General features: G+C 71.9%; 20 protein-coding genes. 8 read left to right on the top strand and 12 right to left on the bottom strand.

The features are described 5' to 3' along the window. The first annotated feature begins 188 nt into the window (after positions 1-188). Complete coding sequence (locus ACSMXO_RS14365) at positions 189-341, top strand: DUF397 domain-containing protein (RefSeq protein WP_455418120.1); 153 nt, start codon at positions 189-191, stop codon at positions 339-341. A gap of 258 nt (positions 342-599) precedes the next feature. On the opposite strand, the gene ACSMXO_RS14360 is transcribed toward ACSMXO_RS14365, so the two are convergent. After that, positions 600-1,535, bottom strand: coding sequence for a TIGR04222 domain-containing membrane protein (locus tag ACSMXO_RS14360; RefSeq protein WP_455418119.1), 936 nt, complete (start codon positions 1,533-1,535; stop codon positions 600-602). Positions 1,536-1,625: 90 nt separating this feature from the next. Here ACSMXO_RS14360 and ACSMXO_RS14355 point away from each other — a divergent pair, with 90 nt between their 5' ends. The 3 genes from ACSMXO_RS14355 (at position 1,626) to ACSMXO_RS14345 (ending at position 9,438) form a co-directional block, all read left to right on the top strand. Next, positions 1,626-3,428, top strand: a complete 1,803-nt coding sequence (locus tag ACSMXO_RS14355; protein ID WP_455418118.1) for a P-loop NTPase fold protein — start codon at positions 1,626-1,628, stop codon at positions 3,426-3,428. Between the two features lie 353 nt (positions 3,429-3,781). After that, positions 3,782-7,399 (top strand): discoidin domain-containing protein, encoded by a 3,618-nt coding sequence (locus ACSMXO_RS14350; RefSeq protein ID WP_455418117.1) that lies wholly within the window; start codon positions 3,782-3,784, stop codon positions 7,397-7,399. Positions 7,400-7,608: 209 nt separating this feature from the next. Continuing rightward, positions 7,609-9,438 (top strand): HEXXH motif domain-containing protein, encoded by a 1,830-nt coding sequence (locus ACSMXO_RS14345; RefSeq protein ID WP_455418116.1) that lies wholly within the window; start codon positions 7,609-7,611, stop codon positions 9,436-9,438. Here the strand turns inward: ACSMXO_RS14345 and ACSMXO_RS14340 are convergent. After that, entirely contained in the window at positions 9,427-10,674 is a 1,248-nt protein-coding gene (locus ACSMXO_RS14340) for an effector-associated domain 2-containing protein (protein WP_455418115.1), read from the bottom strand. The two genes, ACSMXO_RS14345 and ACSMXO_RS14340, sit on opposite strands and share 12 nt — an antisense overlap. Before the next feature lie 199 nt (positions 10,675-10,873). Here ACSMXO_RS14340 and ACSMXO_RS14335 point away from each other — a divergent pair, with 199 nt between their 5' ends. Further along, positions 10,874-11,053, top strand: a complete 180-nt coding sequence (locus ACSMXO_RS14335; RefSeq protein ID WP_455418114.1) for a hypothetical protein — start codon at positions 10,874-10,876, stop codon at positions 11,051-11,053. Between the two features lie 75 nt (positions 11,054-11,128). On the opposite strand, the gene fxsT is transcribed toward ACSMXO_RS14335, so the two are convergent. The 3 genes from fxsT to ACSMXO_RS14320 form a co-directional block, all read right to left on the bottom strand. Then, entirely contained in the window at positions 11,129-14,485 is a 3,357-nt protein-coding gene (fxsT, locus tag ACSMXO_RS14330; protein ID WP_455419235.1) for an FxSxx-COOH system tetratricopeptide repeat protein, read from the bottom strand. 404 nt (positions 14,486-14,889) lie between these two features. Continuing rightward, the gene (locus ACSMXO_RS14325) at positions 14,890-15,279 is read right to left on the bottom strand and encodes an LppU/SCO3897 family protein (protein ID WP_455418113.1); all 390 of its coding nucleotides are present in this window, start codon (positions 15,277-15,279) and stop codon (positions 14,890-14,892) included. Between the two features lie 134 nt (positions 15,280-15,413). Beyond that, positions 15,414-16,415, bottom strand: coding sequence for a DUF4034 domain-containing protein (locus ACSMXO_RS14320; protein WP_455418112.1), 1,002 nt, complete (start codon positions 16,413-16,415; stop codon positions 15,414-15,416). 622 nt (positions 16,416-17,037) lie between these two features. Here ACSMXO_RS14320 and ACSMXO_RS14315 point away from each other — a divergent pair. Further along, positions 17,038-17,676: an RNA polymerase sigma factor gene (locus ACSMXO_RS14315; protein ID WP_455418111.1), complete on the top strand. Its 639-nt coding sequence runs from the start codon at positions 17,038-17,040 to the stop codon at positions 17,674-17,676. Between the two features lie 11 nt (positions 17,677-17,687). Then, the gene (locus ACSMXO_RS14310; protein WP_455418110.1) at positions 17,688-18,503 is read left to right on the top strand and encodes a hypothetical protein; all 816 of its coding nucleotides are present in this window, start codon (positions 17,688-17,690) and stop codon (positions 18,501-18,503) included. Positions 18,504-18,545: 42 nt separating this feature from the next. On the opposite strand, the gene ACSMXO_RS14305 is transcribed toward ACSMXO_RS14310, so the two are convergent. The 3 genes from ACSMXO_RS14305 to ACSMXO_RS14295 all read right to left on the bottom strand — a co-directional run bounded on the left by ACSMXO_RS14305 (position 18,546) and on the right by ACSMXO_RS14295 (position 21,466). Further along, a complete protein-coding gene (locus ACSMXO_RS14305; protein WP_455418109.1) occupies positions 18,546-19,517 on the bottom strand; it encodes an ADP-ribosylglycohydrolase family protein in 972 nt (323 codons plus the stop codon). Positions 19,518-19,839: 322 nt separating this feature from the next. After that, positions 19,840-20,481 (bottom strand): hypothetical protein, encoded by a 642-nt coding sequence (locus ACSMXO_RS14300; RefSeq protein ID WP_455418108.1) that lies wholly within the window; start codon positions 20,479-20,481, stop codon positions 19,840-19,842. Positions 20,482-20,623: 142 nt separating this feature from the next. Beyond that, positions 20,624-21,466 (bottom strand): class I SAM-dependent methyltransferase, encoded by an 843-nt coding sequence (locus tag ACSMXO_RS14295; protein ID WP_455418107.1) that lies wholly within the window; start codon positions 21,464-21,466, stop codon positions 20,624-20,626. A gap of 209 nt (positions 21,467-21,675) precedes the next feature. Between ACSMXO_RS14295 and ACSMXO_RS14290 the strand changes: the two genes are divergently transcribed. Further along, entirely contained in the window at positions 21,676-21,921 is a 246-nt protein-coding gene (locus ACSMXO_RS14290; protein ID WP_455418106.1) for a hypothetical protein, read from the top strand. A gap of 316 nt (positions 21,922-22,237) precedes the next feature. On the opposite strand, the gene ACSMXO_RS14285 is transcribed toward ACSMXO_RS14290, so the two are convergent. The 4 genes from ACSMXO_RS14285 to ACSMXO_RS14270 form a co-directional block, all read right to left on the bottom strand. Next, the gene (locus ACSMXO_RS14285; protein ID WP_455418105.1) at positions 22,238-23,008 is read right to left on the bottom strand and encodes an IclR family transcriptional regulator; all 771 of its coding nucleotides are present in this window, start codon (positions 23,006-23,008) and stop codon (positions 22,238-22,240) included. 195 nt (positions 23,009-23,203) lie between these two features. Beyond that, positions 23,204-24,235, bottom strand: a complete 1,032-nt coding sequence (locus tag ACSMXO_RS14280) for a PDR/VanB family oxidoreductase (RefSeq protein WP_455418104.1) — start codon at positions 24,233-24,235, stop codon at positions 23,204-23,206. A 30-nt stretch (positions 24,236-24,265) separates the two neighbouring features. Continuing rightward, complete coding sequence (locus ACSMXO_RS14275) at positions 24,266-24,583, bottom strand: hypothetical protein (RefSeq protein ID WP_455418103.1); 318 nt, start codon at positions 24,581-24,583, stop codon at positions 24,266-24,268. After that, positions 24,580-25,632, bottom strand: coding sequence for an aromatic ring-hydroxylating dioxygenase subunit alpha (locus ACSMXO_RS14270; protein ID WP_455418102.1), 1,053 nt, complete (start codon positions 25,630-25,632; stop codon positions 24,580-24,582). The genes ACSMXO_RS14275 and ACSMXO_RS14270 overlap by 4 nt, the downstream gene beginning before the upstream one ends. Positions 25,633-25,644 lie beyond the last annotated feature (12 nt).

Raw genomic sequence — 25,644 nt, 5'->3', positions numbered from 1 at the left:
GTAGACGGTCCCGGGCGATGCGGAGCCGAGGTGCCGCCCCAGCGGGCCGCGCCGCCGGGGAAGGACCAGGTGTTTCGCAAGCTGTCGAGCTGCCCCGCTTGTGCACCCACGGGCCACTCCGTTCCGGTGTACCGGCTGGCCGGGACCTCGCCTGGCTCCTCCGGGCCGTCCCTCGCCGGCTGCCCCGGTTGTGCACCCAGGTCGACAGTGTCCGAGCCGGACAGTTCGTCCGACCGCTGCCGACCGCCCGTGGCATGGACAGCAAGGACCGCGAGGCCGGCGCCCTCCAGTTCAGCCCGTACGCCTGGCGGGCCTTCGTCCGCCACCTCGCAGACCACTGATCACACCTGCGGTTGACCCGGTCCGGAGACAGGCCGCCCGGTCGGGGCGGTACGCCTGAGGACGGCCGGGTACCGGCTGCGGGCCCGGCACCGGCGGCGCGACGAAGGCACCCGGCAGCGCCGGCGCCTGGACGACGTTGCGGCCCACCTGGAACCCGACCGCCGCGAGCATTGTCGTCAGACTGCCGATCGCGGTCACTATGGCCAGAGTCTCCAGACCCTCGGCCCGCCTCAGCGCCCGCCCGGCCGGACCGCCGGCTAACCGCCACCCCCGCCGCCACAACCTCCCCCGCCACCGCAGCCGCTCCCACCGGCGTCGCCGCCGCCCCCGAAATCGCTCCCGCCACCGCCACTGCCGGCGTCACCGCCGCCGTAGCTGTGGCCGTAACCGCTGCCCGGGGCGCCGGTCGGCCCGGTGTCCAGGGCGCGGTGCTCGACGTACGCCTCGGCGCCCATCTCCTGGTCCAGTTCACCGAGGACGGCGGTGCCGAACAGCGCCACCGCCATCGCCGCCGCTGCCGGGCCATAGGTGGACAGGGCCGGTCGGTGGTGCGGGCCCAGGTGGGCGTACGACCGGCGGAGCTGTTCGAGCAGCACCCTGACGGAGGCGCTCTCCCGGGGCAGCTTGGCGACCAGCGCGAAGTAGCCGCAGCCCACGGCGAGCGTGGCGAGGCCCAGCCAACCGGGCGACCGCCCGCCGACCAGGTCGCCGCTGATCCCGGCGACGCCGATGACGAGCAGCAGCAGCATCAGCCTGGCGCTGCGCCGGACCCTGCGGGACACGGCCGGGCCGAGCAGCAGCCCGGACTCCTCCAACTCGTCGCGGAGCCGCCCGACCGCCGCCACCACCCGAGGATCGGCCCGGAGCGCCTGCTGTGCCACCCCGTCACCGGCCGCCGCGTGGACCGCCTCGTCCAGTGCGGTGGCGCCGGGTGGCAGCGGGCCGTGCACCCGCAGCGTACGGGCGGGTGTCAGGCGTACCGCCTCGGCACCGCGCAGGCCGGCGAGCGCCGCGTAGACCGCCAGCCGCTCCCCCGCGTGCAGGTAGCCGACCTGCTGCGGGGTCGGGTCACCGAGCCCCAGCCGGGGCGGCTGTCCGAGCGCCCGGCTGCGGTACCGCCACGCGCCGACGAAGACCGCCGCCGCGACCCCGAGATAGGCGTACACGAAGATCGGAACCGACTCGAACCACATCACATACCTCCTGGCCCGGAGACGGGGCGGCTCCAGTGTGCGGTAGCCGGTAAAGGGGGCCGACCCGACCCCGGTCATACACTGCTCGCCATGGTTGCCGTCGACGAGGGCGAATTCGTGCTGTTGAACGACCTACCCGTCGAGGACCAGACCCTGGACCTGCTGGGCACCTCGATGGTCGCCGGCGAACTCGCGAACCTGATCTACGGTTCGCGCGCGAGTACCCCCTTCGTGCTGGCCGTCGACGGCCGCTGGGGTACCGGCAAGAGCACCCTGATGAGACAGCTCTCCGACATCCTCGCCGGGCGTCCCGCCGTGCAGACCGTGTGGTTCAACGCCTGGACGGCCAGCGGCGTCAGCGCGCTGACCGGGCTGCTCAAGGTGGTGCTGGGCAAGCTCGACCGCAACGTGGTTCGGCGGGCGTTCCGGCGGCTGCGCGACAACGAACTACTCGGCAGCTCGGTTCGGATCGGCGCGACCGTCGCCGCGTCGTTCTTCCGGCTCGACCGGGCGCTCGACCAGCTCTGGGCGCAGATGTCGGTGGACGCCAGGGCGCGGGAGCAGGCCCGCGAACTGCTGAGGAACTCACTGGACGCCTGGGTCGACGAGACGACCGGCGAGCCCCGGCACACCATCGTGGTCTTCGTCGACGACCTGGACCGCTGCGGCGAGGCGACCGCGATCGAGATCTGCGAGGCGATCAAGCTCTACCTCGACCTTCCCGGCATCGCCTTCGTGCTCGGCTGTGACCTGTCCGTGCTGTCCCGCATCCCGCTGTCGGGAATCGAGACCGGCGCACAGGTACGCGAGTACCTGGAGAAGATCGTCCAGGTGAGCTACCAGATACCGGTCGCCTCCGAGGCGACCGTGGCGAGCATGATCCGGGGGTACGCGGCCAGGTCGCGGACGGGGCACCTGCTGACCGAGCCACTGATCGCCCTGATCGGCCGGCAGTGTGCGGGCAATCCCCGCCGGGTGAAGCGGCTGCTCAACAGTTTCGTCGCCGAATACCAGCTCGACCCGCACTGGCGACAGTTCGGCGCCGACGGCCTGCTGAAGTCCGTACTCCTGCAACACCTCTATCCCGACCTCTACCGGGACATCCTGCACACCGCCGGTGACACCGCAGGCGACTTCCTCGCCTACCGGCACGCCCGGCTCTGGCTGTTGGGCCGGGGACAGTTGTCGTCGGACGACGAGAGCATCCGGGCGGGACAGGATCTCATGACGTCGTACGGCGTCGTGCCGCCGGGCGGCGGCGCCGACCTGGAGCTGTGGGAACGGGCGCTCGGGCAACTCGACGGGCGGGTGTCCGAGGCGTGGCGACTGCTGGTCGACAACGAGGACTGCCACAGGCTGATCCGCGACCTCGGGCCGGAGGACGAACGCCTGCGGTTACAGAACCGGCTCCGTCGGCGTCCGCTGAGCACCGCCCCCACACCGCTCGACCCGTCCGCCGGCACGGAGCCCCGATTCGACGGCCTACGCCTGCTCTGGGTCGACGACAAGCCGGCCGGCAACGAGATGACGATCGAGAGTTTGACGGCCCGGGGCGCCCAGGTGCGTACCTGCGTGGACACCCGGCAGGCCCTCGACCTGCTCCTGATGTTCCGCCCGAACGCCCTCGTCTCCGACGTCGGCCGGGACGGGGACGACCAGGCCGGGTTCGACGGCCTCCGTGCGCTGCGCGAGGCGGGCTATTCCGGTCCGGCGCTCTTCTTCAGCTCGTACGTCAGCGACGAGCGCCGCAGGCAGGCGGATGCGGTCGGCGCCGAGATAACCTCCTCGGCCGCCCGGGTCAGCGAGTGGGCACAGGCCCAGGCCGCAGCCGTGCCGTCGACCGGTCGACAGCGCTCACCGGACGCGCCGGAAGCCCTCGCTCGCCGCAAATAATGATCGGTCCGGATAAATCGCTACGCTCCACCCGCATCGACCCGGATTGATGGTCGACAGGTGTTGACGCGGCCGTAGCACGTCTGCAACATTACGACGACAGCACGCAAGTTTCGGGTGTGTGGTTGCTAGATAGCCTCCTACTCTCCGGAATTTCTGGACAGGCGTTCTCTGTGCTCCTTCCCCGGCTGCCTCGGGGATCGACCCTCGGCGGGGTCGCGGCGGCGGTGGACAGGCGGACGGACGGCGCCACCGCTCGCCTTCGGCGGCGGGCGGCAGCCGGGCCAGCCGCCGACCAGGCCCGGCCGCTCGCAGCACCTCCAGTCGGTTCCGACGAGCGCCAAGGGAACACGATGAGACAACTACCACCGAGACCCCGCCTGATCGCGGCGACGCTCGCTACCGGACTACTCGTGACCGCCGGATCGCTCTTCCCGGCCCCGGCCTCCGCCCGCCCCGACGACGGACCCCAGCGGGCCGACGTCGCGGTCGCGGCCAGCATCAGCGCCAGCAGCTCACATCCGGAGTACCCGGCGGGCAACGCGGGCGACGGCAACCAGGGAACCTACTGGGAGAGCGCCAACAACGCCTTCCCACAGTGGATCCAGGCGGACCTGGGCGCGGCCACCGACGTGAACCGGCTCGTGCTCAAACTGCCCTCCGGCTGGGGCACCCGGACCCAGACCCTCTCCGTGCAGAACAGCAACAACGGTACGACATTCAGCACCCTCGTCGCCGCCACCGGCTACACCTTCAACCCGGCCAGTGGCAACACCGTCACCGTCAACCTGCCGACCACCAACACCCGCTACCTGCGGCTGCACATCACCGCCAACAACGGCTGGCCGGCCGGTCAGCTCTCCGAGCTGGAGGTGCACGGCCCGACCGGCGGCCCGGACGGGCAGGCCCCGACCGCGCCGACCAACCTGGCCTACACCGAGCCAGCCAGCGGGCAGATCCGGTTGACCTGGAGCGCCGCCAGCGACAACGTCGGCGTGGTCGGGTACGACGTATACGCCAACGGCGCGCTGCGGGCCAACCTCGGCAACGTGCTGACGTACACCGACAACCAGCCGACCAGCGCGACGGTCTCGTACTACGTACGGGCCCGGGACGCCGCCGGGAACGTGTCGGGCAACAGCAACACGGTGACCCGCACCGGCACCGGCAACCCGCCGGCCGGGACGAACCTGGCGATCGGCAAGCCGATCAGCGCCTCGTCGACCGTGCACACCTTCGTCGCCGCCAACGCCAACGACGACAACGTGGCGACGTACTGGGAGGGGGCCGGCGGTGCGTACCCGAGTGTGCTCACCGTGGCGCTCGGCGCAAACGCCACGGTCAGCTCGGTGGTGGTCCGGCTGAACCCGGATCCGGCCTGGGGCCCGCGCAGCCAGACCATCCAGGTGCTCGGCCGCGAGCAGAGCGGCTCGTCGTTCGGCAGCCTGTCGGCGGCGACGGTCTACAACTTCAGCCCGGGCAGCGGCAACAGCGTGACCATCCCGGTCAGCGGCAACGTCGCCGACGTCCGGCTGTCGATCACCTCGAACAGCGGGGCGCCGGCCGGCCAGGTCGCCGAGTTCCAGGTCTTCGGGGTGCCGGCGCCGAACCCGGACCTGACGGTCACCGCCGCCACCTGGAGCCCGGCCGCGCCGGTCGAGACCACCGCGATCACCGTCTCGGCCACGGTCCGCAACGCCGGCACCGCCGCCTCCGGTGCCACGAACGTCAACTTCTACCTGGGTACGACCCTGGTCGGCACCGCCGCCGTCGGCGGGCTCGCCGCCGGGGCCAGCAGCACCGTCACCGCGAACGCGGGACCGCGCAACGCCGGCACCTACCAGTTGACCGCCAAGGTCGACGAGTCCCACTCGGTCGTCGAGCAGAGCGAGACCAACAACAGCTTCACCAACCCGTCCTCGCTGACCGTCGCCCCGGTGGCCAGCTCGGATCTGGTGGCGATTCCGAGCTGGTCGCCGAGCACCCCGGCGAGCGGCCAGACGGTCACCTTCGCGGTGGCGATCCGCAACCAGGGCACCAGCGCCTCGGCCGGCGGGGCGCACGGCATCACGGTGACCGTGCTGAACGCCAGCGGCACGGCGGTACGCACCCTGACCGGCTCGTACACCGGCACCATCGCGGCCGGGGCCAGCACCGCGCCGGTGAACCTCGGCACCTGGACCGCGACCAACGGCCGGTACACGGTCCGGACCGTGCTCGCCGCCGACGCCAACGAACTGCCGGTGAAGCAGGGCAACAACACCAGCGACACCCCGTTCTTCGTCGGGCGCGGCGCCAACATGCCGTACGAGATGTACGAGGCCGAGGACGGCACGCTCGGCGGCGGCGCGGCGATCGTCGGGCCGAACCGGACCGTCGGCGACCTCGCCGGCGAGGCGTCCGGCCGGCGCGCGGTGACCCTGAACAGCACCGGCGCCTACGTCGAGTGGACCACCCGGGCCCCGACCAACACCCTGGTGACCCGCTTCTCCATGCCGGACGCCCCGGGTGGCGGCGGCGCCAACTCGACGCTGAACATCTACGTCGACGGCACCTTCCACAAGGCCATCGACCTGACCAGCCGGTACGCCTGGCTCTACGGGGCCGAGGCGAGTCCGAACAACTCGCCGGGCTCGGGTGGCCCCCGGCACATCTACGACGAGGCGAACGTGCTGCTCAACTCGTCGATCCCGGCCGGCAGCCGGATCAGGTTGCAGAAGGACCCGGCCAACAACACCACGTACGCGATCGACTTCATCAACACCGAGCAGGTCTCGCCGAGGGCGAACCCGGACCCGGCCCGCTACACCACGCCGGCCGGCACCAGCCACTCCGACGTGCAGAACGCGCTGGACCGGGTCCGGATGGACACCACCGGCAACCTGGTCGGCGTCTACCTGCCCGCCGGCACCTACAGCACCTCGAACAAGTTCCAGGTGTACGGCAAGGCGGTAAAGGTGGTCGGCGCCGGCATGTGGTACACCCGGTTCCAGACCCCACCCGGCCAGGAGAACACCGACGCCGGTTTCCGGGTCGAGGGTACGGCGAACGGCTCGTCCTTCGAGCACCTCGCCTTCTTCGGCAACTACACGTCCCGGATCGACGGCCCCGGCAAGGTCTGGGGCGAGTTGCAGAACGTCTCGAACCTGACCTTCGACAACGTCTGGGTCGAGCACACCGTCTGCATGTTCTGGGGCGTGCACGTCAGCAACGTCACCATCAAGAACTCGCGGATCCGCAACACCTTCGCCGACGCGGTCAACATGACCAACGGCAGCACGAACAACCTGGTCAGCAACGTCGAGGGGCGCGGCAACGGCGACGACGCGTTCGCGCTCTTCTCCGCGACCGACGCCGGTGGCGGGGCGAACACCGGCAACGTCTTCGAGAACCTGACGGCGACGTTGACCTGGCGGGCGGCCGGGGTCGCAGTGTACGGCGGGCAGGACAACACCTTCCGCAACATGTACATCGCCGACCAGCTCGTCTACTCCGGGATCACCATCAGCTCGCTCGACTTCGGCTATCCGTTCGTCGGGTTCGGGCCGGGGATCACCCGGGTGGAGAACGCCTCGATAGTCCGGTCCGGCGGCCACTTCTGGGGCGCGCAGACGTTCCCCGGAATATGGGTGTTCTCCGCGTCGAAGGAGATGCGCGGAATCCGGGTCAGTGACGTCGACATCGTGGACCCGACCTATCACGGCATCATGTTCCAGACGAACTACGTGGGCGGTCAGCCACAGTTCCCGGTCACCGACACCGTATTCACCAACATTTCGATCAGCGGCGCGCAACGCAGCGGCGACGCGTACGACGCCAAGTCCGGGTTCGGCATCTGGGCGAACGAGATGCCCGAGGCCGGTCAGGGCCCGGCGCGCGGTACGGCGGTCTTCAACAACCTCCGGCTGAGCAACAACTACCAGAACATCCGGAACACCACGTCCACCTTCACCATCACCGTCAACCCGTAGTCGCGGGAAAGTGCGGGGTGTTACCGGAAGTGCCCGCTTCCGGTAACACCCCGCACGCCGTTGCGGCGCCGCGCCCGGCATCGCACCGGAGCACCATCTGATCGTCCTTTCTCGATGTGTTGCCGCGCCCGGGGACGGCGGTAGAGTTTCCGGCACTGGCCACGGACGGGACAGCGCTGTCTACGCAAGACGGAGCGAGGAGTGTGTCAGTGGTGGACCGTGTCGATCCGCAATCGAACCTCCCGCACCATCGCCTGCCCCGGGAACACCTCGACGCGCTCTGCACCGGCGACGGCGGTCCCGACCTGGTCCGGGCGCTCTGGCACACCCAGCGCAGCCGGCGACTCCTGCTGCTGCACGCGGTGGTGGAGGCGGCCCGGGCCGAGCCACGGCTGCTCGGCCCGCTGCCGCCGGCCGACGCCGCCCGGGAGGTGCTGATCCGGGCCGAGCGGGCGGCACCGGCCGAGTTCGCCGAGTTGCTGCTGCATCCCCAGGTCGGCAACTGGGCCGCGTACGCGCTGCGGCGCCATCGCGGCGGTGCGCAGGCGCGGGCGCCGATCTGGATCGACTTCGGCGCTCTGCACGCGGTGGCGCTGGTGGCCGCCGCCCGGGCCGGCTTGTCCTGGCGTACCCGGCTGCCGGCGCGCTCCGGCCGGGTCATGCTGCCATCGCTCGGGATGGCGGTACTCGCCGACTCGACCGGGTGGCAGCAGGTGGTGGCGGAGTGCGCTGACGGCGTACTCCGGATCGGTACCCCCGGCGACGGGCCGACGGTCCGGCTCTGTTCGCCGGAGGAGGAGGTCCCGGGCTGGTGGAGCCTGCGGCGGCTGACCGTCGGCCCCGATCCCCGGCTGAGCGTCCTGCTCGACGACCTCGACCCGTACCGCGAACTCGCCGACCCGGTCGAGCCGGACCGGCTCGACGCGGCGGCCGTGGCGCGCTGGACGGAGTTGCTGGCCGGGGCCTGGCGGCTGCTCCACGACCAGCGGCCGGACGGCGCCGAGGCGATCGCGGCGGCCGTGGTCTCCCTGGTGCCGTTGCCCGGCACCGACGATTCGGAGACGCGCAGCGCGTCGACCGGCGAGGCGTTCGGCAGCGTGATGGTCTCGACCCCGCCGGACGAGGTGACCCTGGCGGTCGCGCTGGTGCACGAGTTCCAACACATCAAGCTCGGCGGCCTGATGCACCTGGTGCCGCTGACCACCGGCCCCGACGAGCAGGTCAGGTACGCGCCCTGGCGCGACGACCCGCGCCCGATGAGCGGCCTGTTGCAGGGGATCTACGCCTTCGTCGGCATCGCCGGGTTCTGGCGTGACTACCGGCTGCGCCGTACCGGGCCGCACCGGCGCAGCGCGGACCTGGAGTACGCGTACGCGCGGGCGCAGGTCCGGGAGGCGCTCCGGGAGGTCCGGCAGCCGGGCTCCGGCCTGACCGGCTGGGGCGAGCGGCTCGTCGCCGGGCTGACCGAGCGGGTCGAGCCCTGGCTGGCGGATCCGCTGCCCACCGGGGTGGTACGCGCCGCCGAACTGATCGCCGCCGGTCACCGTGCCGGATGGCGGATCCGGCACCTGCACCCGCCGCCGGCGGACGTCCGCCGGCTCACTCGGGCGTGGGCCCGCGACCAGCGGGTGGAGCTGGACTCGTACCGGCCCGGTCTGCTGGCGCACCCGCAGCGGCGCTGGTCACCCGGGATGCTGCTGCTCGTCCGCCGGCACGTCGCCGGACACCCGCTCCAGCTCGGGCCCCGGATCCGCGCGCTCGACCTCACCGAGGCGGACGTCGCACTGGTCCGGGACGATCTCGACGCCGCCCGGGCCGGCTACCGCGCGCGCCTCGCGGCGAACGCCCACGACCTGAACGCCTGGGTCGGGCTCGGCCTCAGCACGCTCTGCTCCGACCCCGTCTCCGGTTCCGCGCTGCTGCACCGCCCGGAACTCGTCCGCGCGGTGTACCTGCGCGCCGTCGAGGAGGGCTACCACCCCGACCCGGTTCGGCTCACCGCCTGGCTGGACGAGGCGACCGCGGCGCTAACCGCCTGACCAGTGCCGCTCGACGATCCCGTTGATCCGCCGATAGTCCGGGTCGTCCGCACCGAAGGTCAGCCGGAGCGCGTCGAGGAGTGCCTCCCGGCCGCCGGGATAGTGCTCGCAGGTCCGCACCAGCCCGACGACGTGCAACCTGCCGACCACGCTGTCCGGGACCGCCGTCCGGATGTGCTCGGGCAACATGTTGATGACCGCTCGCCGCTGGTAGTCGTCGCGCATGGCGGGGACGCCCAGCAGCGCGTCGACGATCACCTGGAGGCCGTTCGGCTGAAGGCCGTTCGCCGCCGGCCCGGCCGGTCCGGCCGGTCGCCCGTTCTCCGACCCGAACGGCGCGGTCTCGGCCAGCAGCGCGCGGACGTACGCCGCCGCGGCCAGTGCCGCGTACGGATGCCAGACGTCGTTCTTCGTCCGGTTGTCGCAGTAGTCCGCGACGCCACGGACCATGAACCACTGCCGCTCGTGCAGGTCGGCGGCGACCGCCACCCCGGAGCCCTCCATCTCGACGGCCCGGATCTGGTGGCGGCCCGCCAACGCGTCCCGGCGGGCCGCGTCGCGCAGCAACCGGTCCGCGCTGCCCACCGCGGCACGGTGTACCCGGGGAGAGCCGGCCGGCCACTCCGCTCGGGTGCCCGGCCGGCTCGCGACAGGCTCCTGCCGCGCCAGCGGATCCGTCTCCTCGGCCGGCCGGCGGAACCACGCCGCCCTGGCCTGTGCGGTGTCGAGCAGCGCACCCCAGGGCAGTTCGCCGGTGAGCTCCTTCATCTCCAGTTCCCGATCCGCCCGGAGCAGCGCCTTCGACGGCTGTTGCACCGACCGGCGGAGCGTGTCGGTGCCGTCCACCGTCCAGACGTGGTCGTAGTCGACGACGCCCTTGGTCGCCACCACGATGTCGCCGAGCCGCACGTGCCGGTCGGGCTGGTGCGGCGCGGGTACGCCGCCGGCTATCCCGCACATCACGAACGTCCCCAGCCCGGGAAAGCTGCGCGCCATGTCCGCGCAGATCGCGGCCGCGTTACGGGTACCGTCCTCGGTCTGCACGGCGGTGACGACCCGGTGCGGGCGCTCCGGATCCCGGCTCGGCAGTGTCCCGCCGCGGTAGTGATTGGGGTCGCCGGGAACTCGAAGCTCCTCCAGCTCGTCGACCATCATCCGCATCGCCACGCATTCCACCGGTAATGCGGTGACGATGCCGACTTTGACGCCGGAGGATGCACCAAAGGATCTCGACATTGATGCCTCCAGACATTCAGCATCCCACCGGCCGCCTGGAAAAAACAGAGATGAATCAGGACCGGGTTGCCCGAGGCGTGTGGGAAACTGGTGAAACCGCAGGGCCAACGGACCGGACACTCCCCCGCCACCGATGTCGGCCGGGTCAGCGCATGCTCGCGGTGATGAGACGGCGTCCCCCAGAGGAAGGAACCGGCGAGTGGAAAACTCCTTCTCCCGAGACGTCGAGACGGAACTGGTCGACCTCAGCAACGATTCCCTCGCCACGCTGGCCGGATACGACCAGGACCTGCTGACGCGGCCACTCCAGCGGGTCATGGACCAGGTGGAGCGGCCCCGCAGCAACATCGGCAGCGGCCCTCCCGGGCGGGTGGACTGACCGGCCCGCCGCCAGGGGCGGGAGTCGGCCACCGAGCCCCGGGGCACCGGAATCAGCGGGGCCGCGACGCCGTCGTCACAGGGGCATCGGGTCCACGTCGCAGTCCGCCCGTACGCTCTGGATCGCGTTCAGCGTCGCCGGATGGCGCTCCCCGAGTACCCGCCGGAGCCGAGTCATCGTGTCCGCGAGGATCTTGTCCGCCTCGTTCACCCGCCCCAGCGCCCGCAGGTCCAACGCCAGGTTGACGCTACACGCGAGGGTCGACGGATGCTCCACCCCGAGGACCCGTTCCGAGCGGGCCAGGGTGTCGGTGTCGTGTTCGTACGCCGTTTGCAGGCTGCCCAGCGCGTAGAGATCACTGGCCAGGTTCGTGGCACAGGTCAGCGTCACCGGATGGTCGTTACCGAGGGTGGCCCGCAGCGCCGCCAACGCCTCGCTGTCGTGCCGGTACGCGGCCTCGGCGTCACCCTGTAGTCGCAGCACGATCGCATGGTTCGTCCGGGCCGAGAGGGTGTACGAGTGACGCGCGCCGAACATCCGGTCGTAGCGTTGGAGGGTGGCCTCGCCGAGTTCCAGTGCCGCCGAGAGGTCGCCGGCGTGCCGGAGATCGATCCCGAATCCCACCGCCGTCGCGATGGTCTCCGGATAGTCGTCGTCGTAGCGGCGGCGGTACTTGTCGAGGGTCTTCTCCGCCAGGTCACGAGCGCCGGGATGGTCACCGGCCTTCCGCCGGGCGACCGCCAGGGTCCGGCTGGCCTTCAGGGTGGCGGGAGCCTCGGGACCGAACGCCGCCAGGTGTCGGAGGTACAGGTCCTCCTGTTGCCGGCGCGCCTGGAGATAGCTACCGGACTCGCGGATGTCGAGCAGCAGGCCGTTGAGGCTGTTCAGCGTCGCCTCGTCGTCCGGCCCGAGGATGGTCGCCCGGCGGTCCGCGGTGTCCCGGTCGAGCTCCGCGGCGCGCTTGAACTCGCCGTTGAGTCGCAGGCTCACCCCGAGGCTGTTCGCGCAGATCAACGTCGCGGGGTCGTCCTCACCGAACTCGCGGCGGGCGACCGCGAGCGCGCGCTCGTCGAGGTCGCGGGCGGCGACGAAGTCTCCACTGGTACGCAGGTCGATCGAGACCATGTACATGGCGTCGATGGTGCCCTCGTCCTCGTCCCCGAGCGTCTGGCGGTAGAGCTCGAGGGTGTGCCGGTTCAACTCCCGGGCCTCGCGGTATTTGCCGTTGATCCAGCGCGTCCAGCCGAGCCACTTGGCCAGCCGGAGCGTCTGCGGATCCGCCTCACCGCGGTTGCGCACCCACAGCCCGTGCGCCTCCTCGGCCAGTTCCTCGCTGCCGGTGTGGTCGCCCCAGTGATAGAGGAACTGCACGATCCCGAAGACGAGATCCTGGACCCGGGGATCGGTGGACTCCACCGCCCGGGAAACGGTCACGTGCGGCCGGAGCGCCTGGTAGCTGTCCCACTGGTCCCGCCGGCTCGGGTTGTTGGGGTTGCCGTTCGCCAGGAGTGTGTGCGCTCCCCGGCGCATCAGCGTGCGCTCCTCGTCGTCCATCCCGCCGACCAGCACCGCCTGGATGAGCCGGTGGATCTGCAGAGTGTTGCGCCGATGGTCGATCCGGGCGAGCGCGTACCGCTGGATGTCGCGGATCGCCCGGCTGAGCCGGAACTTGTCGCTGAGGGTCGCGTCGAGCGCCGGTGTGATCGGCGCTGTCGGCGAGCCGGCGAACAGATCCCGGGAGATCGGCTCCGGAGCGAAGAAGGAACATATCTGCAACAGTTGGAAGGCGCCTTCGTTGACGTCCCGTAGCTTCTCCAACGAGAGCTTCCAGGCCGCCGCCACCGACCGTTTGTAGTCCGGCGAGGGTGAGGCGTCCAGCAACTCGATGCGCTTGTCCTCCAACAACGCGAGATATTCGTCCACCGGCATGCCGGTGGCCGCGCGCCAGGCCGCGGCCTGCTCGATGGCGAGCGGCAGGTCCCCCAGAGCCTCCGCGAGCCGGTCGGTGTCGGCGTCCGACAACTCGGGGTTGCGTTTCCGCAGAAACGTCCGGCTCTCCTCGCGGGTGAAGACGTCGACCTCGATCGCCTGACTGACCCGCGCCCAGTCGAGGTCACGGGAGGTGACGAGGATCTTTCCGGCGCCGCCGGTGGGGAAGTACCGCTGCACCTCGTCCGGCGCCTCGGCGTTGTCGAAGACGAGCAACCAGCTGTCGTACGGCACCTGGCCGGTGCTCAGGGCCTCCCGTACGGCGGGAACGGCGCTGTTCGCCTCGGGACTCACGTCCAGATCCAGGCGCTGGGCGAGTTTGGTGAGCGACGCGAGGATCTGACCGTCCTGTTCGGATGGCACCCACCAGATCAGGTCGTAGTCGCTGCTGTGCTGGTGCACGTACTCGATGGCGACCTGCGACTTGCCGACGCCGCCCATACCGTGCAACGCCTGCGGCAGCACCGCGGTCTCCCGGGAGGCCCGGAGTTCGTTGTGCAGATGTTCGAGGAGTTCCTTGCGGCCGGTGAAGTTCGGATTTCGCTGCGGCACGTCGCCCCAGACCTGCGGGAGCTTGGCGGTGGACCGCTGGGTGGGGGCGACGGGAGGCATCGGATCTCCTCGCAGTAGGCCCGCCTCGCTCTCGGTTGGCACGGGCACGTCGACGACGTCGGTCGGTCCAATCTCTGCCAGCCCATCCGATTCGTCCGGACTGATCGCGGGGATTGTAGCAATTTGTCCGAGATTGGCGGGCCTCTCGCCGTCGTTGCCGCCAACCTCCTCCGGCGGGTCGGCCGGGTGGTGCGGGGGCAACGACCCCTCCGGGTCGACGGCCAACGCCTCCACCGCACCCGCACCGTCGACCACGTCCTCCGGCGGTCGACGGAGCGCCCGAAACTCCTCGAGCACCTCCAGGCGCTCGGCCTGCCCCTCCGCCCAGTTCGACAACTCGACCGCGATCGGGCCGTCGAGCTGGGCGGCGACATCGTTGACCAGGACCAGCGCCGCCGGCAGGCGGTGCTGACCGTGCGGTTGCGTGGCGAGGTGGTCGAACGCCGCTGTCAGATTCTTGACCGTACCCGGCAGTGGGGGAACCGACGCGTTCGTCGCCGGTCGCCACCAGCCCGCCTCGGCCCGCCCTTCCTCTGCCCTGCGCAGCAGTTCGTGCACCCTCTTGACCTCGCTGTCCGGCAACAGGTTGAGCAACGCGGCCGATTCGATCAGCTGGGTGGCGCGTTTCGTGCCGGGCGCGTCGGGGGCCATCGTCGCCAGCGCGGCGACCAACGCCCGAAGCCCCCCAGGATTACCCAGACACGCCAACACGATCTCCACGACGTGCAGCCTGGCCTCCGAACGCTCCTGCACGTCGGGAAAGTTGATGACGTCACGCCTGACCAGATTTATGAGTAGGCGCCGGTCCGGAAGCGCATTCATAAATTGCACGTCGATCAGCGCAGAAATGAGCGCGTCCCGCAGCTCGGCGGCGGGATCTTTCTTGATCGAGCCCTGCGCCACGCTCTTCCCCCATCACCTGCTCGATACGCCGGGACCGGTTAGCCCATGATGCACCGCCCGAAGAGCCGAGGGCAATTGCCGAGTGTCGCGTGCACAACCCCGCGCGCATGGAGCCTATGGGCCGACGCTCGGAAGGTCCAGACATCGACGTCGCGATCTCATATGCCGGAGCGATCACGCGCATTGCCCGCGCCGGGCTGTTCACATACGACCAGGCCAACCGCGAGCCGGCAGTCGCGCGCCTGACCTTCGCCCGGGCCGCTCGCCCGGCGGCCCGGACGAGCGAGCCGGAGGCCGCCGCTCGCTCGATCCGGAGCCGCCGGGCGGCGGGGTCACTTGCCGACCGGTCCGAGGCAGAGGATGAAGCCCTTACGGAACCGCCGCCCATCCTCGAAGAACGACGCCTCGGTCTCCGGGTGGGCCGCACACGCGGCGTCGTTGTGGTCGGCCTCGGTCTTGCCCTCCAACCGGGCGAGCACCGTCCACTGCGCACCGCTGTCGGCACAGTCGACCGTACGCAGCTCGGAGACCGTCTGGCCGGCCATGCAGTCGCCCGCCTCGGCCTGATTCGGCTCGTCGAGCCCGAGATAGATCGCGAACGGCGCCACCAGGACCGCGATGCCGAAGAGGACGACCCGGAACTTGCCGATCGGCCGGAGGCCACGGAACCAGGTGGCTATCGACCGTTTCGACCGCTGTTCCGGCCCCGTGAAGTTGGACATGTTCGGTTGTTCCTTTACTCATGATCGATTGGACCGGCAGAGAATAGCCAGCCCGACGGGCCAGCGGAAGGCGTCGGGCAACGAATTCCGGGGAGAAGTGCGACAGCGATTTCGGCGGCGTTTCCGTTACACGGCTAGCGGGGCGGCTCGTGCCGGTTGGCGAGGGCGATGTCCCGCCAGGTGGCGAACCGACCGGCGGGGTCGCTGCCGCTGGAGTAGTACCACGGCCACTCGGTCACGTTCTCGCCGATCGCGTCGAAGACGGCGGCCGCCGCCGGATAGTCCTCGGCGAAGGAGAAGGCGAGCGCGAATGAGTTGAACGGACTGGGCCAGCCCGGCCGGCGCCGGTACTCCGGGTGCCAGATCGACTGCTCGGCCGCCGCTCGCAGTTCGGCACGTACCTGCGGGCTCATGATGTACGGGTCCTTCTCCTCGCTGGGCAGGTCCAGCCAGTGCTCGATGTGCGCCACCACGACCAGCTCCGGCAGCAGGCTTCCGGCCGGCGCCTTGGCCGCCGCCGTACGCGCGAAGTCGAACATCTCCTCCGTGCTGCCGAACCACTTCCGGCAGAGGAACTGGAGCATCTGCTGGTGTGCCACGAGGTGCGTGGGATGCCGGCGGACCACCTGCGCGAAGCGGTGCATCGCCTCCTCCCGGCCGACCTGACGGCCTCGCGCGGCGGTCACCAGGAAGGTCCACGCGGTGGTGTCGTCGGGGTCGCGGTCCACCACCTCGTCGAGGCAGTTCTCGGCCATCCGCAACCGGTCGAAGAAGCCCTTGAACTGACTCTGGCTGGTGTGGTCGGCGGTGGCGGCGCCGCGTGCCTCCCAGGCCCAGTAGACGGCGTGGCAGCCGCGTACCAGCGTCGGGAGGGTGGAGTGCGGCTCGGCGGCGACCCACTCTCCGATCCAGTCCTGCAGCCCGTCGACGTCCGCGCAGACGCCCAGATAGAACGCCCGGTCGTCGGGATGCTCCACCGAGGTGAGGAAGTCGCGGGCGGCCATCCAGTTCCGCTGTTCCAGCGCGGCACGCAGCCACGCCGCCCCCGGGTCGCCCTTGGCCTTGTCGATCGGCGGCGCGGTACTGGCCGGACGCTCCGGCGACTCCGCGACCTGCTTCTTACGGAACGGCCACATCACCGTCTCCCCTTCCCGTCGTCGACGCGCCTCCCGCGCCTTCCCGACGCCCACCAGGTCCGCCCGGTAGCCCAGACGGCGCGGACGCCCCTGGCGGTCCGTTGTCGAAGCGCAGAGGCTACCGAGCGTCGGGGCCGGCGGTAGCCGGGGGCCGCACCGGAATTCGCGGGACACGCCACACAGCGCGACCGGCGACAAACGCTCCGTTGCCGTCGGGCCGGAATTCGGCGCCGCGGTCGCGGAATGAACCTTTCAACCTCCCCTTGCGGTGCGGTGGACCGCAAGGTCAGACGCGGTGCGCGAGCGCCGCGCGGTTCAGGTTGAAAAAGGTTCAATGGTCGGCGGCAGCGCCGGAGGATGGAATCGCGTTACCGGGACGCACCGTGCCGGCCGGCGGAGATATCTCACTCGTTGCGGCGCGGCCACGACTTGCCTACGGAGTCAACCCGCACCTAGCGTAGGACGGCGATCACGTGGACGGGGGACGACCGGTGCGGATCGGGATCCGACGACAACGCACGGTACGACGAGACGCTGCGGAAAGCGCTCCGGTATCCCGTCATCACGTCCGGACGGCACCCCGGGCGGACGGGGCCGGGGCGACCCGTACCGGAGCTGAGCCGTGCCGGCCGAGCTGACCGCCCTGGTCCAGTCGGCGCAGCAGGGCGACGAGTACGCGTTCCGGACGCTCTACCGGGAACTCCAGCCCGGACTGCTGCGGTACCTGACCGTGCTGGTCGGGCCGGACGCCGAGGATGTGGCATCGGAGACCTGGTTGCAGATCGCCCGCGACCTGACGACGTTCGCCGGCGGGCCCGGCTTCCGGGCCTGGGCCACCCGGGTCGCCCGCAACCGGGCGCTGGACCACCTGCGCCACCAGCGCCGCCGGCCGACCCTGCCGGTACCGGTCGAGGCGCTCGCCGAGCTGCCCGGTGCCGAGGACACCGCCGCGAGTGCCGATGAAGGGCTGGGTACCGACACCGCCGTCGCACTCATCGCCACCCTGCCGCGTACCGAGGCCGAAGCGGTGCTGCTGCGTACCGTGATCGGGTTGGACGCCGAGAGCACGGCGCGGGTGCTCGGCAAACGACCGGGAGCGGTCCGCACCGCCGCCCACCGGGGACTGCGCCGGCTGGCCCGCGTCCTGGCACAGAACGGGCAGGACGGTGCCGTGCGGCCGGTCGACGCCGGACGCGGGGACGGGCAGGTCGCCGACGTACGGTCCGGCGAGGATGTCGAAGCTGGACAGGGATGGCGCTGAGAGAGATGAGAATGGCTTTCCGTCGACGCGGTCGGCCCGATCCGGAGGCGGCGGAGCGGCTACTCGACGCCGTCGCGGCCGGCGCCGCCGGGTCCCGGCAGGCGCACGGCGCTGTCCCGGACCCGCTCGCCCAGCTACTCGCCGTCGCGGCGGCACCGGCCCGCCCCGGAGAACTGCACGGCGAGGACGCCGCGGTGGCGGCGTTCCGGGCGGCCCGCGACGGCCGGACCGTGGCCTCGGCGGCGACACCCCGGACGACCGGGACCCGTGAGGCCCTGGCCGGTACCGCCGCCGATCCACCTGCCGATCGTCGCCGGCGCACAGCCGGCGCCCTGGGCTGGATCGCCGTGGCCGCCGCCACGCTCACCGCGGGCGTGGCGCTGGCGGCGGAGATCCCCGCACTGCGTCCCGCCGGGCCACCCGGCGGCACGCCGCCGAGCGCCGATGCCGGCACGCCGGCAGTGCGGACGTCAGCGCCGCCGACGACCGGACCGGCGCCGAGGGCCACCCCGACCGGCGCCGAGCCATCGCTGGCGGAGTCCGGCCGGCCCGGGCAGACTCCCCCGCCGCAGGCGCTCGTGGCGCAGTGTCGGGCCTTCCTGACCGGGGGTGGTCCGGACGGCTCCTCAGCCGGCCGGCCGCCCTCCGCCGCCCTGATCCGGGCGGCCGGTGGTCGGGACGAGGTCGACGACTACTGCCGACGCCTGCTGGCCACCGACCCGGAGCCGGACGCCAACGAGCCGCACCGGCCTCCGGGCAGGGATGCACCGACCGATCCACCCGGCAGGGCGCCCGGCCAGGAACACGGCGGCAACGGTTCCCGCTGAGCCCCCACCGGCCGGACCGTCCCGGGACAACCGCCCGCCCGGCTATCGCCGGCCGGCGACAGGGCCGTCGTCCGGAGGCCGGCCGACCCAGCCGGGCAGCGCCTCCCGGGCGGCCAACCAGTCCGCCGGCACGCCGACCGCGTCGGGTCGGTCACCGATCCCGGTGTACGCGGCCAGCACGCCGCCGACGATCGCCCCGGTGGTGTCGATGTCCCCACCGGCGGCCACACACGCGGTGATCGCGGCCGGATAGTCGCCGAGGTGGGTCGCGGCGGCCCAGAGCGCGAACGGGACGGTGTCCTGGGCGGTCACCCGCGAGCCGTTGCCCAGTTCGTACGCCGCCTCCTCGACCGTCACCGCAGTGCCGGTGAGCAGTCGGCGGGCCCGCTCGACGCCCCGGCGCAGCTGCCCGTCGATCAGGTACGGCTCCAGCCGGTCGAGGAACTCGGGCGCGGACGGGCGTACTCCGGTGAGCCGGGCCGCTCCGGCGTGCGCGGCGGCGACCGCGACCAGCACGGCCCCGGCGATCCCCTCGGGGTGGGCATGGGTCACCTCGGCGGACCGGGTCGCCTGCTCGGCGGCCCGACGCGGCCGGTCGGCGTGGTAGGCGCCGAGCGGAGCCACCCGCATCGCGGCGCCGTTGCCGCAGGAGCCCTCTCCGCCGAACGCGTCCCGGGCCGCTTCCCGCCACGGCACCCCGTCCCGGACCCGGTGCAGGATCACCACCGCACCCGCCCCGTAGCCGCGGTACGGCTCGCAGCGCTCCGCGAACGCGGCGGCGAGCCGGTCCTGGCCGATCTCGCCGTGCGCCGCGAGTTCGGCCACCACCGAGCAGGCCATCTCGGTGTCGTCGGTCCACTCCCAGGGGCCGGCCGGCGGTCGACCCGCGGCCAGGTCGGCCGGCGACCGGCCAACCATGAAGAACTGCGCGCCGAGCGCGTCACCGACGGACAACCCGTGCAGGCTGTCGTAGCAGAGGTCGAGCCGGGCCGGCTCGTGCAGGACGAAGGACATCGCTCCGATCATGCCCCAGTCCGGTCCGGATCCGCCCGCCCGGTGGCCCACGCCGAGGTGGCGGGCCACCGGGCGCGGTGCAGCGGGTTCAGTCCTCGGTCAGCGGCCGGATCGACTCGGCGGCCACGCCCGGAAGCGTCGGGTCACCGCTGCGGGCGTACGTGTCGACGAACTTGATCGCGTGCCGTCACGTTCGGGGCCGGTGTCACGGAGCCGCTCGTACGCCTCGTCGATGGTGATGTCCGCCATGGTCACCAGGTTGCAAGTTCAACCTCGCTTCACGTCAACCCACTGGCAGCGCAGGTCGGCCGGGGGTGCCGGGTCAGCGTTGGCAGCCCTTCAGCGAGGTGCTGGTCCGGGCGGTACGGGTCGAGCCGTCCTTGAACTTCGCCGTCGCCGTGATGGCGATGGTGCCGCCCGCCGAGTTGCGCGGTTCGGCCCGGAACGGCCCGAGGCTGGTCAGCCAGGTCCCCCGGTCGCTGCCGATGGTCCGGGCGGATCCGCTGCCGTCGAACGGGACCACGGTGTTCACCCGGTAGCGGAACGACACCGACGAGACGTTGCCGGCCGCGCCCACCCGGACCTGCACCAGCCCGAAACTCGGGTTGCCACAGCCCTCCTGGTGCAGGCCGGTGAAGTTCTGCGCCTGGCCGAACCCGCCGGTGACCCTGACCGTCACCGTCGTCTGCTCGCCCATGGTGCGGGCCCGGCGGGGCGGCGCGCTGCTGGCCGGCGGCCGGGTGGTCCGGGCCGCCGTGGGCCTCGGCGTGGGGGTGGGACTCGGATTCGCGGCGGTCGGGGTGGGCGCCGCCGACGAGGAATCGGCAGCCGGGACACCGTCCGACCACTGGGGACGTTGGGCCCCCTGGCCCGCGCAGGCCGTGGAGAGCGACAGGGCCGCCGCGCACGTCACGGCGAGCAGGACACCTGATCGGGTACGCCGAAAGTTGAGGACAGTCACCATGATCCCGTCGGTCGTGTTGGCCCCATTTCGCGGCATCAGCCGGCCTTGACCGTAGTCCTGTCCCTCGATGTCGCCAAATCCACACCGGAAAGTGGGACAAGTCAGCACTTCAGTGCACTGGCGCCGCGCCGGCCACCCGGGACTACGGCCGCCACAGCACCAGCTCGATCTCCCGGACCCGCTCGGCGAAGCGCCCGGCCGGTGCCGCCGTACGCAGCAGCCGGCGCAGATCCCGTTCGAACTCCGGCCGCCGGTCGGCGAAGAGGTGCGGCGCGGCGTACGACAGCGAGAAGACCGCGGCCACCACCTCGTCCTCGGTGCGCTCCCGCACGACGCCGCCACCGACGGTCAACCGGCGCGGGCCCCGGTAGCCGGCGGCGTGCATCACCTCCTCCTCCCCACCGGCCGTGCCGCCGGGCAGCACTCCCTGACCGGCCCGGCGCACCGGGCCGAGATAGCGGGCGACCAGCGCGTCGATCTCGTCGTGCGGCGGGCGGGGAAGCGGAAGTGGGTCGGTGCCGTCCACCCCCCGGTGGGTGGTGGCGCCCACGTGCACCCAGACCCCGTCGGCGCCGAGCATCGGGCGTATCGCGCGAGCGACGCGGGGGCGGTCGAGCCAGTGGAACGACTGCGCGAACGTGACGACCCGGAACGTGCCGAGCCCCGCGGGCAATTCCTCGGCCCGCAACCGCTGCCACCGCACGTTGCCGACGCCGGCCTCGCGGGCCGCCCGCTCGGCTCGCCGCACCATGTCCCGGTCGGCGTCGATCCCCAGCACCGACGAGAAGAGCGGTGCCAGCAGCAGGGTCAACGAGCCGGGTCCGCAGCCCACGTCGAGCAGCCGGCCACGGCCGTCGAGCCGGAGTTCGGTGGCCAGGGCGTCGGCGACCGCCGCCGGGTACGGCATCCGACCGACGGCGTAGTAGTCCGCACTGCCGGCGTAGAGCGTCTCGTCCCACTGGAATGCGGGCGGCTGTCCCGGCACCGCACCACTCTACGCCTGAACAGGACCTCCCGGCCGGAACGGCGACCCGGGCGGCGTCCCCGATGTCGTAGCATCACTCCCGTGACGGTCGGGTCGGCGCCACGGCGCCATGCGCAGACGGGTTACCCGATGGCCGCGTGATCCGGCCGCGGGCGCGCGGCCCGCCACTCTCTCCCCCAGATCTCGTGAGGTCCGGGTGAGGAGAGGAGGTGATCACATTGACTCGGACGAACACCCCTGCCGGCTGGGACGAGTTCCTGGGTCGGCACGTCGTTGGCGACGCCGTCGCGGTGACCGTCACCAGGACGCTGCCGTTCGGCGCCCTGGTCGAGACCGTCGAGGGCGTTCCCGGCCTGCTCTGGAAGGCCGGCCCGGTGGACGTCGGTACCCGGCTTGAGGCCCGCCTCGACGCCATCGACCCGATCCAGCGGCGGGTCGGCCTGGTCGGCGCCTAGGTTCCGCCGACGGCACGAGTTCCGCCCGCTGGTCGGACCGTACCGACCGGCTCCGGCACGACCGCGCGGCTGTGCGTCCGGCGACCCGGCGCACAGCCGCCCGGCTGGCCGTCCCGTCCCGGAGCGAGCGGGACCGGGGCGTCCCGGGACTGCACCGTCGACGGAGAGCCGCCACCTCGTGACCGTCGACGGGGCGTCCCGGACGGCACCGTCGACGGGGAGCCGCCACCTCGTGACCGTCCGCCGGTCCGGTCGCGGACGCCCGAGAGACAAGCTCCGGACAGGGCCGCGGCGGCGTACCCGGCGGACGTGCCGGCTACTCGGCCGCAGGGTCGCGGCGGCCCGGCCGGACGGCCGGCAGCGCGGGGGCGCGCAGCGCCCGGGAGATGCCTCGGGCGGCGGCCCGGACGACCGGGATCAGTCCGGCGCGCTGCGGGCGCGGCGCCCGGACCACGACCGAGACCGCGGCCACCACCTCCCCGGTCGGGCCGTACACCGGGGCACCGATCGACAGCGCGTCCATGGTCACCTGGCGGTCGCTGATCGCGATCCCGGTCCGCCGGACCTCGGCGAGCACCCGGCGCAGCTCCCGGGCGGAGGTGATGGTCCGCTCGGTGAACCGCTGCAACGGCGCGTCGAGCACCGCCTCCTGCACGTCGGTCGGGGCATGGGCCAGCAGCACCAGGCCGACGCCGGTCGGCGGCATCGCGAACCGCCCGCCGACCCGGGTCAGCACCGGCACCGCGCTGTGCCCGGCGATCCGCTCGACGTACACCACCTCAAGGCCCTCCCGGACGGCGAGCTGGACGTTCTCCTGGGTCACCTGGAACAGGTCCTCCAGGAACGGCAGCGCCGCCTCACGGAGCCCGAGGCCGCGCGGTGCGAGCGAGGCGATCTCCCACAGCCGCAGCCCGATGCGGTAGCGGCCGTCCGCGCCCCGTTCCAGCGCACCCCAGCCGGCGAGGTCGTTGACCAGCCGATGCGTGGTGGTGAGCGGCAGCCCGGCCCGGCCGGCCAGCTCGGTGAGGGTCAGTTCACGGTGGTCCGGCGTGAACGCCTCGAGCAGCCGCAGCGCTCGTACCGTCACCGAACCCGTCCCCGAACCCGTCCCCGACGGCGTCCCGTCCGACACCGCCACCCCCAAGCCGTACACACCCGCTACCGCCAGCGTATTCGCCGGACGCGTGGCCGGGATCCGGCGTGCCGCCGGGACGATCCCCGGCCGGCACACCGGGCCCGCGCCGCCGCCGTGGCCCGCCGTTGCCGGCCGGGGCCCGGGTGGTCAGAGGTCGAGCACGAGTTTCGGGGTACGGGACCGGGACACACAGATCATCATGACGTCGTTGGCCGCCTGCTCCTCGTCGGTCAGCAGCGAGTCCCGGTGCTCCGGGATCCCGGCGAGCACCGGTGTCTCGCAGGTGCCGCAGGTCCCCTCCTGGCAGGAGGAGAGCACCGGGATACCGGCCTCCCCGACGACCTGCAGGATGGACCGGTCCGGTGGCACCGCCAGGGTCCGGCCGGATCGGGCGAGTTCCACCTCGAACGACTCCCGCCGGACCGGTTCGTCGAAGGTCTTCGGCGCGAAGCGCTCGACCCGGAGCGTCCCGGCCGGCCAGTGCCGGCAGTTCGCCTCGACCGCACCGAGCAGGGGTTCCGGGCCGCAGCAGTAGACCAGCCGTTCCGGATCGGGCTCGGCGAGCAGTGCCGGCAGGTCGAGCAGCCCGATCTCGTCCTGCGGCCGGATCGAGACCCGGTCGCCGTACCGGTCCCGCAGCTCGGTGCGGAACGCCATCGAGGCCCGGGAGCGGCCGCCGTACACGAGCCGCCAGCCGGCACCGGACGCCTCCGCGGCCGCCAGCATCGGAACGATCGGGGTGATCCCGATCCCGCCGGCGATGAAGAGGTACCGCTGCGCGGGCAGCAGCGCGAAGTGGTTGCGCGGGCCCCGGACGCGTACGGTCGCGCCTACCGGCAACCCGTCGTGCACGTACGCCGAACCACCCCGACCGCCGCTCTCCCGCAGCACCGCGACCCGCAGCTCGGTGCGGTCCGCCGGATCTCCGCAGAGCGAGTACTGCCGGACGAGGTCCGGCCGGAGCAGCAGGTCGACGTGGGCGCCGGGTTCCCAGGACGGCAGCGGCGCTCCGGCGGGATGCCGCAGCCGGAGTACGACGACACCGTCGGCCACCACGGTCTTGGCGGTCAGCAGCAGGTCGAGTTCGGTCTCACCGCCAGCGGTCGCGACCGGGCCGTCGGCGGTGATGATCGGGGTGTCGGAACCGAGATCGGTGTCGCTGGGCATCGGTTCGGCCATTCGGTCGGGGTCGGGCAGCGGGGGCCCGGCTCAGGCGGGGACGGGTTGGCGGTCCCGGACCGATCCGGTCGGTTCGTCGATCCCGTTCGGTTCGTCGACTCCGGTCGGTTCGTCGACTCCGGTCGGTTCGTCGACCGGCTCGGGGTCCACCGGACGGTCCCCGCCGTGGCTGTCGGGGTGCGCCAGCAGCCAGGCCCACAGCGCGATCGGGTCCTCGGCGTCGTACGAGGTGCCGCAGAAACAGAAGCCGCGCAGCCGGTCGGTGCCGAGCACCCACTCGACCCGGTACACCCGGGGGCCGGTGAGCATCCGGCTGGGAGCGGCGGTACCGCCGCTCCGCCCGGTCACGACGGCACCGCGCCCTCCGGCCGGCTCCGCTCGGCCATCCGCTTGAGGATGCGGCGGGCCGCCAGGCCACCGGTGTCGATGTTGATGCTGAGTTCCTGGTAGCCGTCCGCCTCCGCGACGAGTACCTGTTCGAGGAGGTTGAGCGCGGTCACGTCCTGCATCACCACGGTGTGGTTGCTGGAGTACAGGAACCGGGAGACCTCCTCGTCCTCCAGGGCGAAGTCCCGGGCGACGGCCCAGAAGTCGTACGTGGTGTTCTCGGTGGACGGGGTGATCGCGTACACCACCTCGACGTGGAACGCCTGGTCGTCAGGGCCCTCGGCCGGCGGGTAGCCGCCCTGCGGCGCGATCCGGCTGTGCAGCAGGTAGAGGCACGGCGGGTGGTACTCGATGTCCTGCCAGCGGGTGATCCGGCCCTCGATGCCGGTCGACTTCGAGTAGAACGGCGGGCAGGCGGCGTCGTCCATGTGCCGGCTCACGTAGACGGTCCCGGAGTCCTCGTCGACCTCGGTCTGGATCGGCGTCTCGGCGACCTCCGGCGTGCCGATGTATCCGCCGTGCAGGTAGGTCTCGTGGGAGAGGTCCATCAGGTTGTCGACCAGCAGCATGTACCGGGCGTCCAGCGGCTCCATCCCGCACACCGCGGTGTAGTCCGGGTCGGCCAGCCAGGGCGCCCGGGGGATCAGCCCGGGGTCCGCCTCGGCCCTGTCGCCGATCCACACCCAGACGAACGAGTCCTGCTCCACCACCGGGTAGGCCGGCACCCTGGCGGTACGCGGGATCCGCTGCTGGCCGGGGACGAAGACGCAGGAACCGCCGCGGTCGTAGGTGAAGCCGTGGTATCCGCAGACGATCGTGTCGCCGTCGAGCCGGCTCTCGGAGAGCGGGAAGCGCCGGTGCACGCACCGGTCGGCGAGTCCGACCGCCTCGCCGCCCTCGGTCCGGTAGAAGACGATCGGCTCGCCGAGGATGGTGCGGCCGAGCAGTTCCCGCCCGACCTCCCGGCTGTATGCGGCGACATACCACTGGTCGCGTACGAAAGCCGTCATGGCGACTCCCTG

The organism is Plantactinospora sp. DSM 117369 (genome assembly GCF_053764795.1).
The sequence above is the reverse complement of the archived record's forward strand: the minus strand, read 5'-3'. Positions and strand labels throughout refer to the sequence as shown.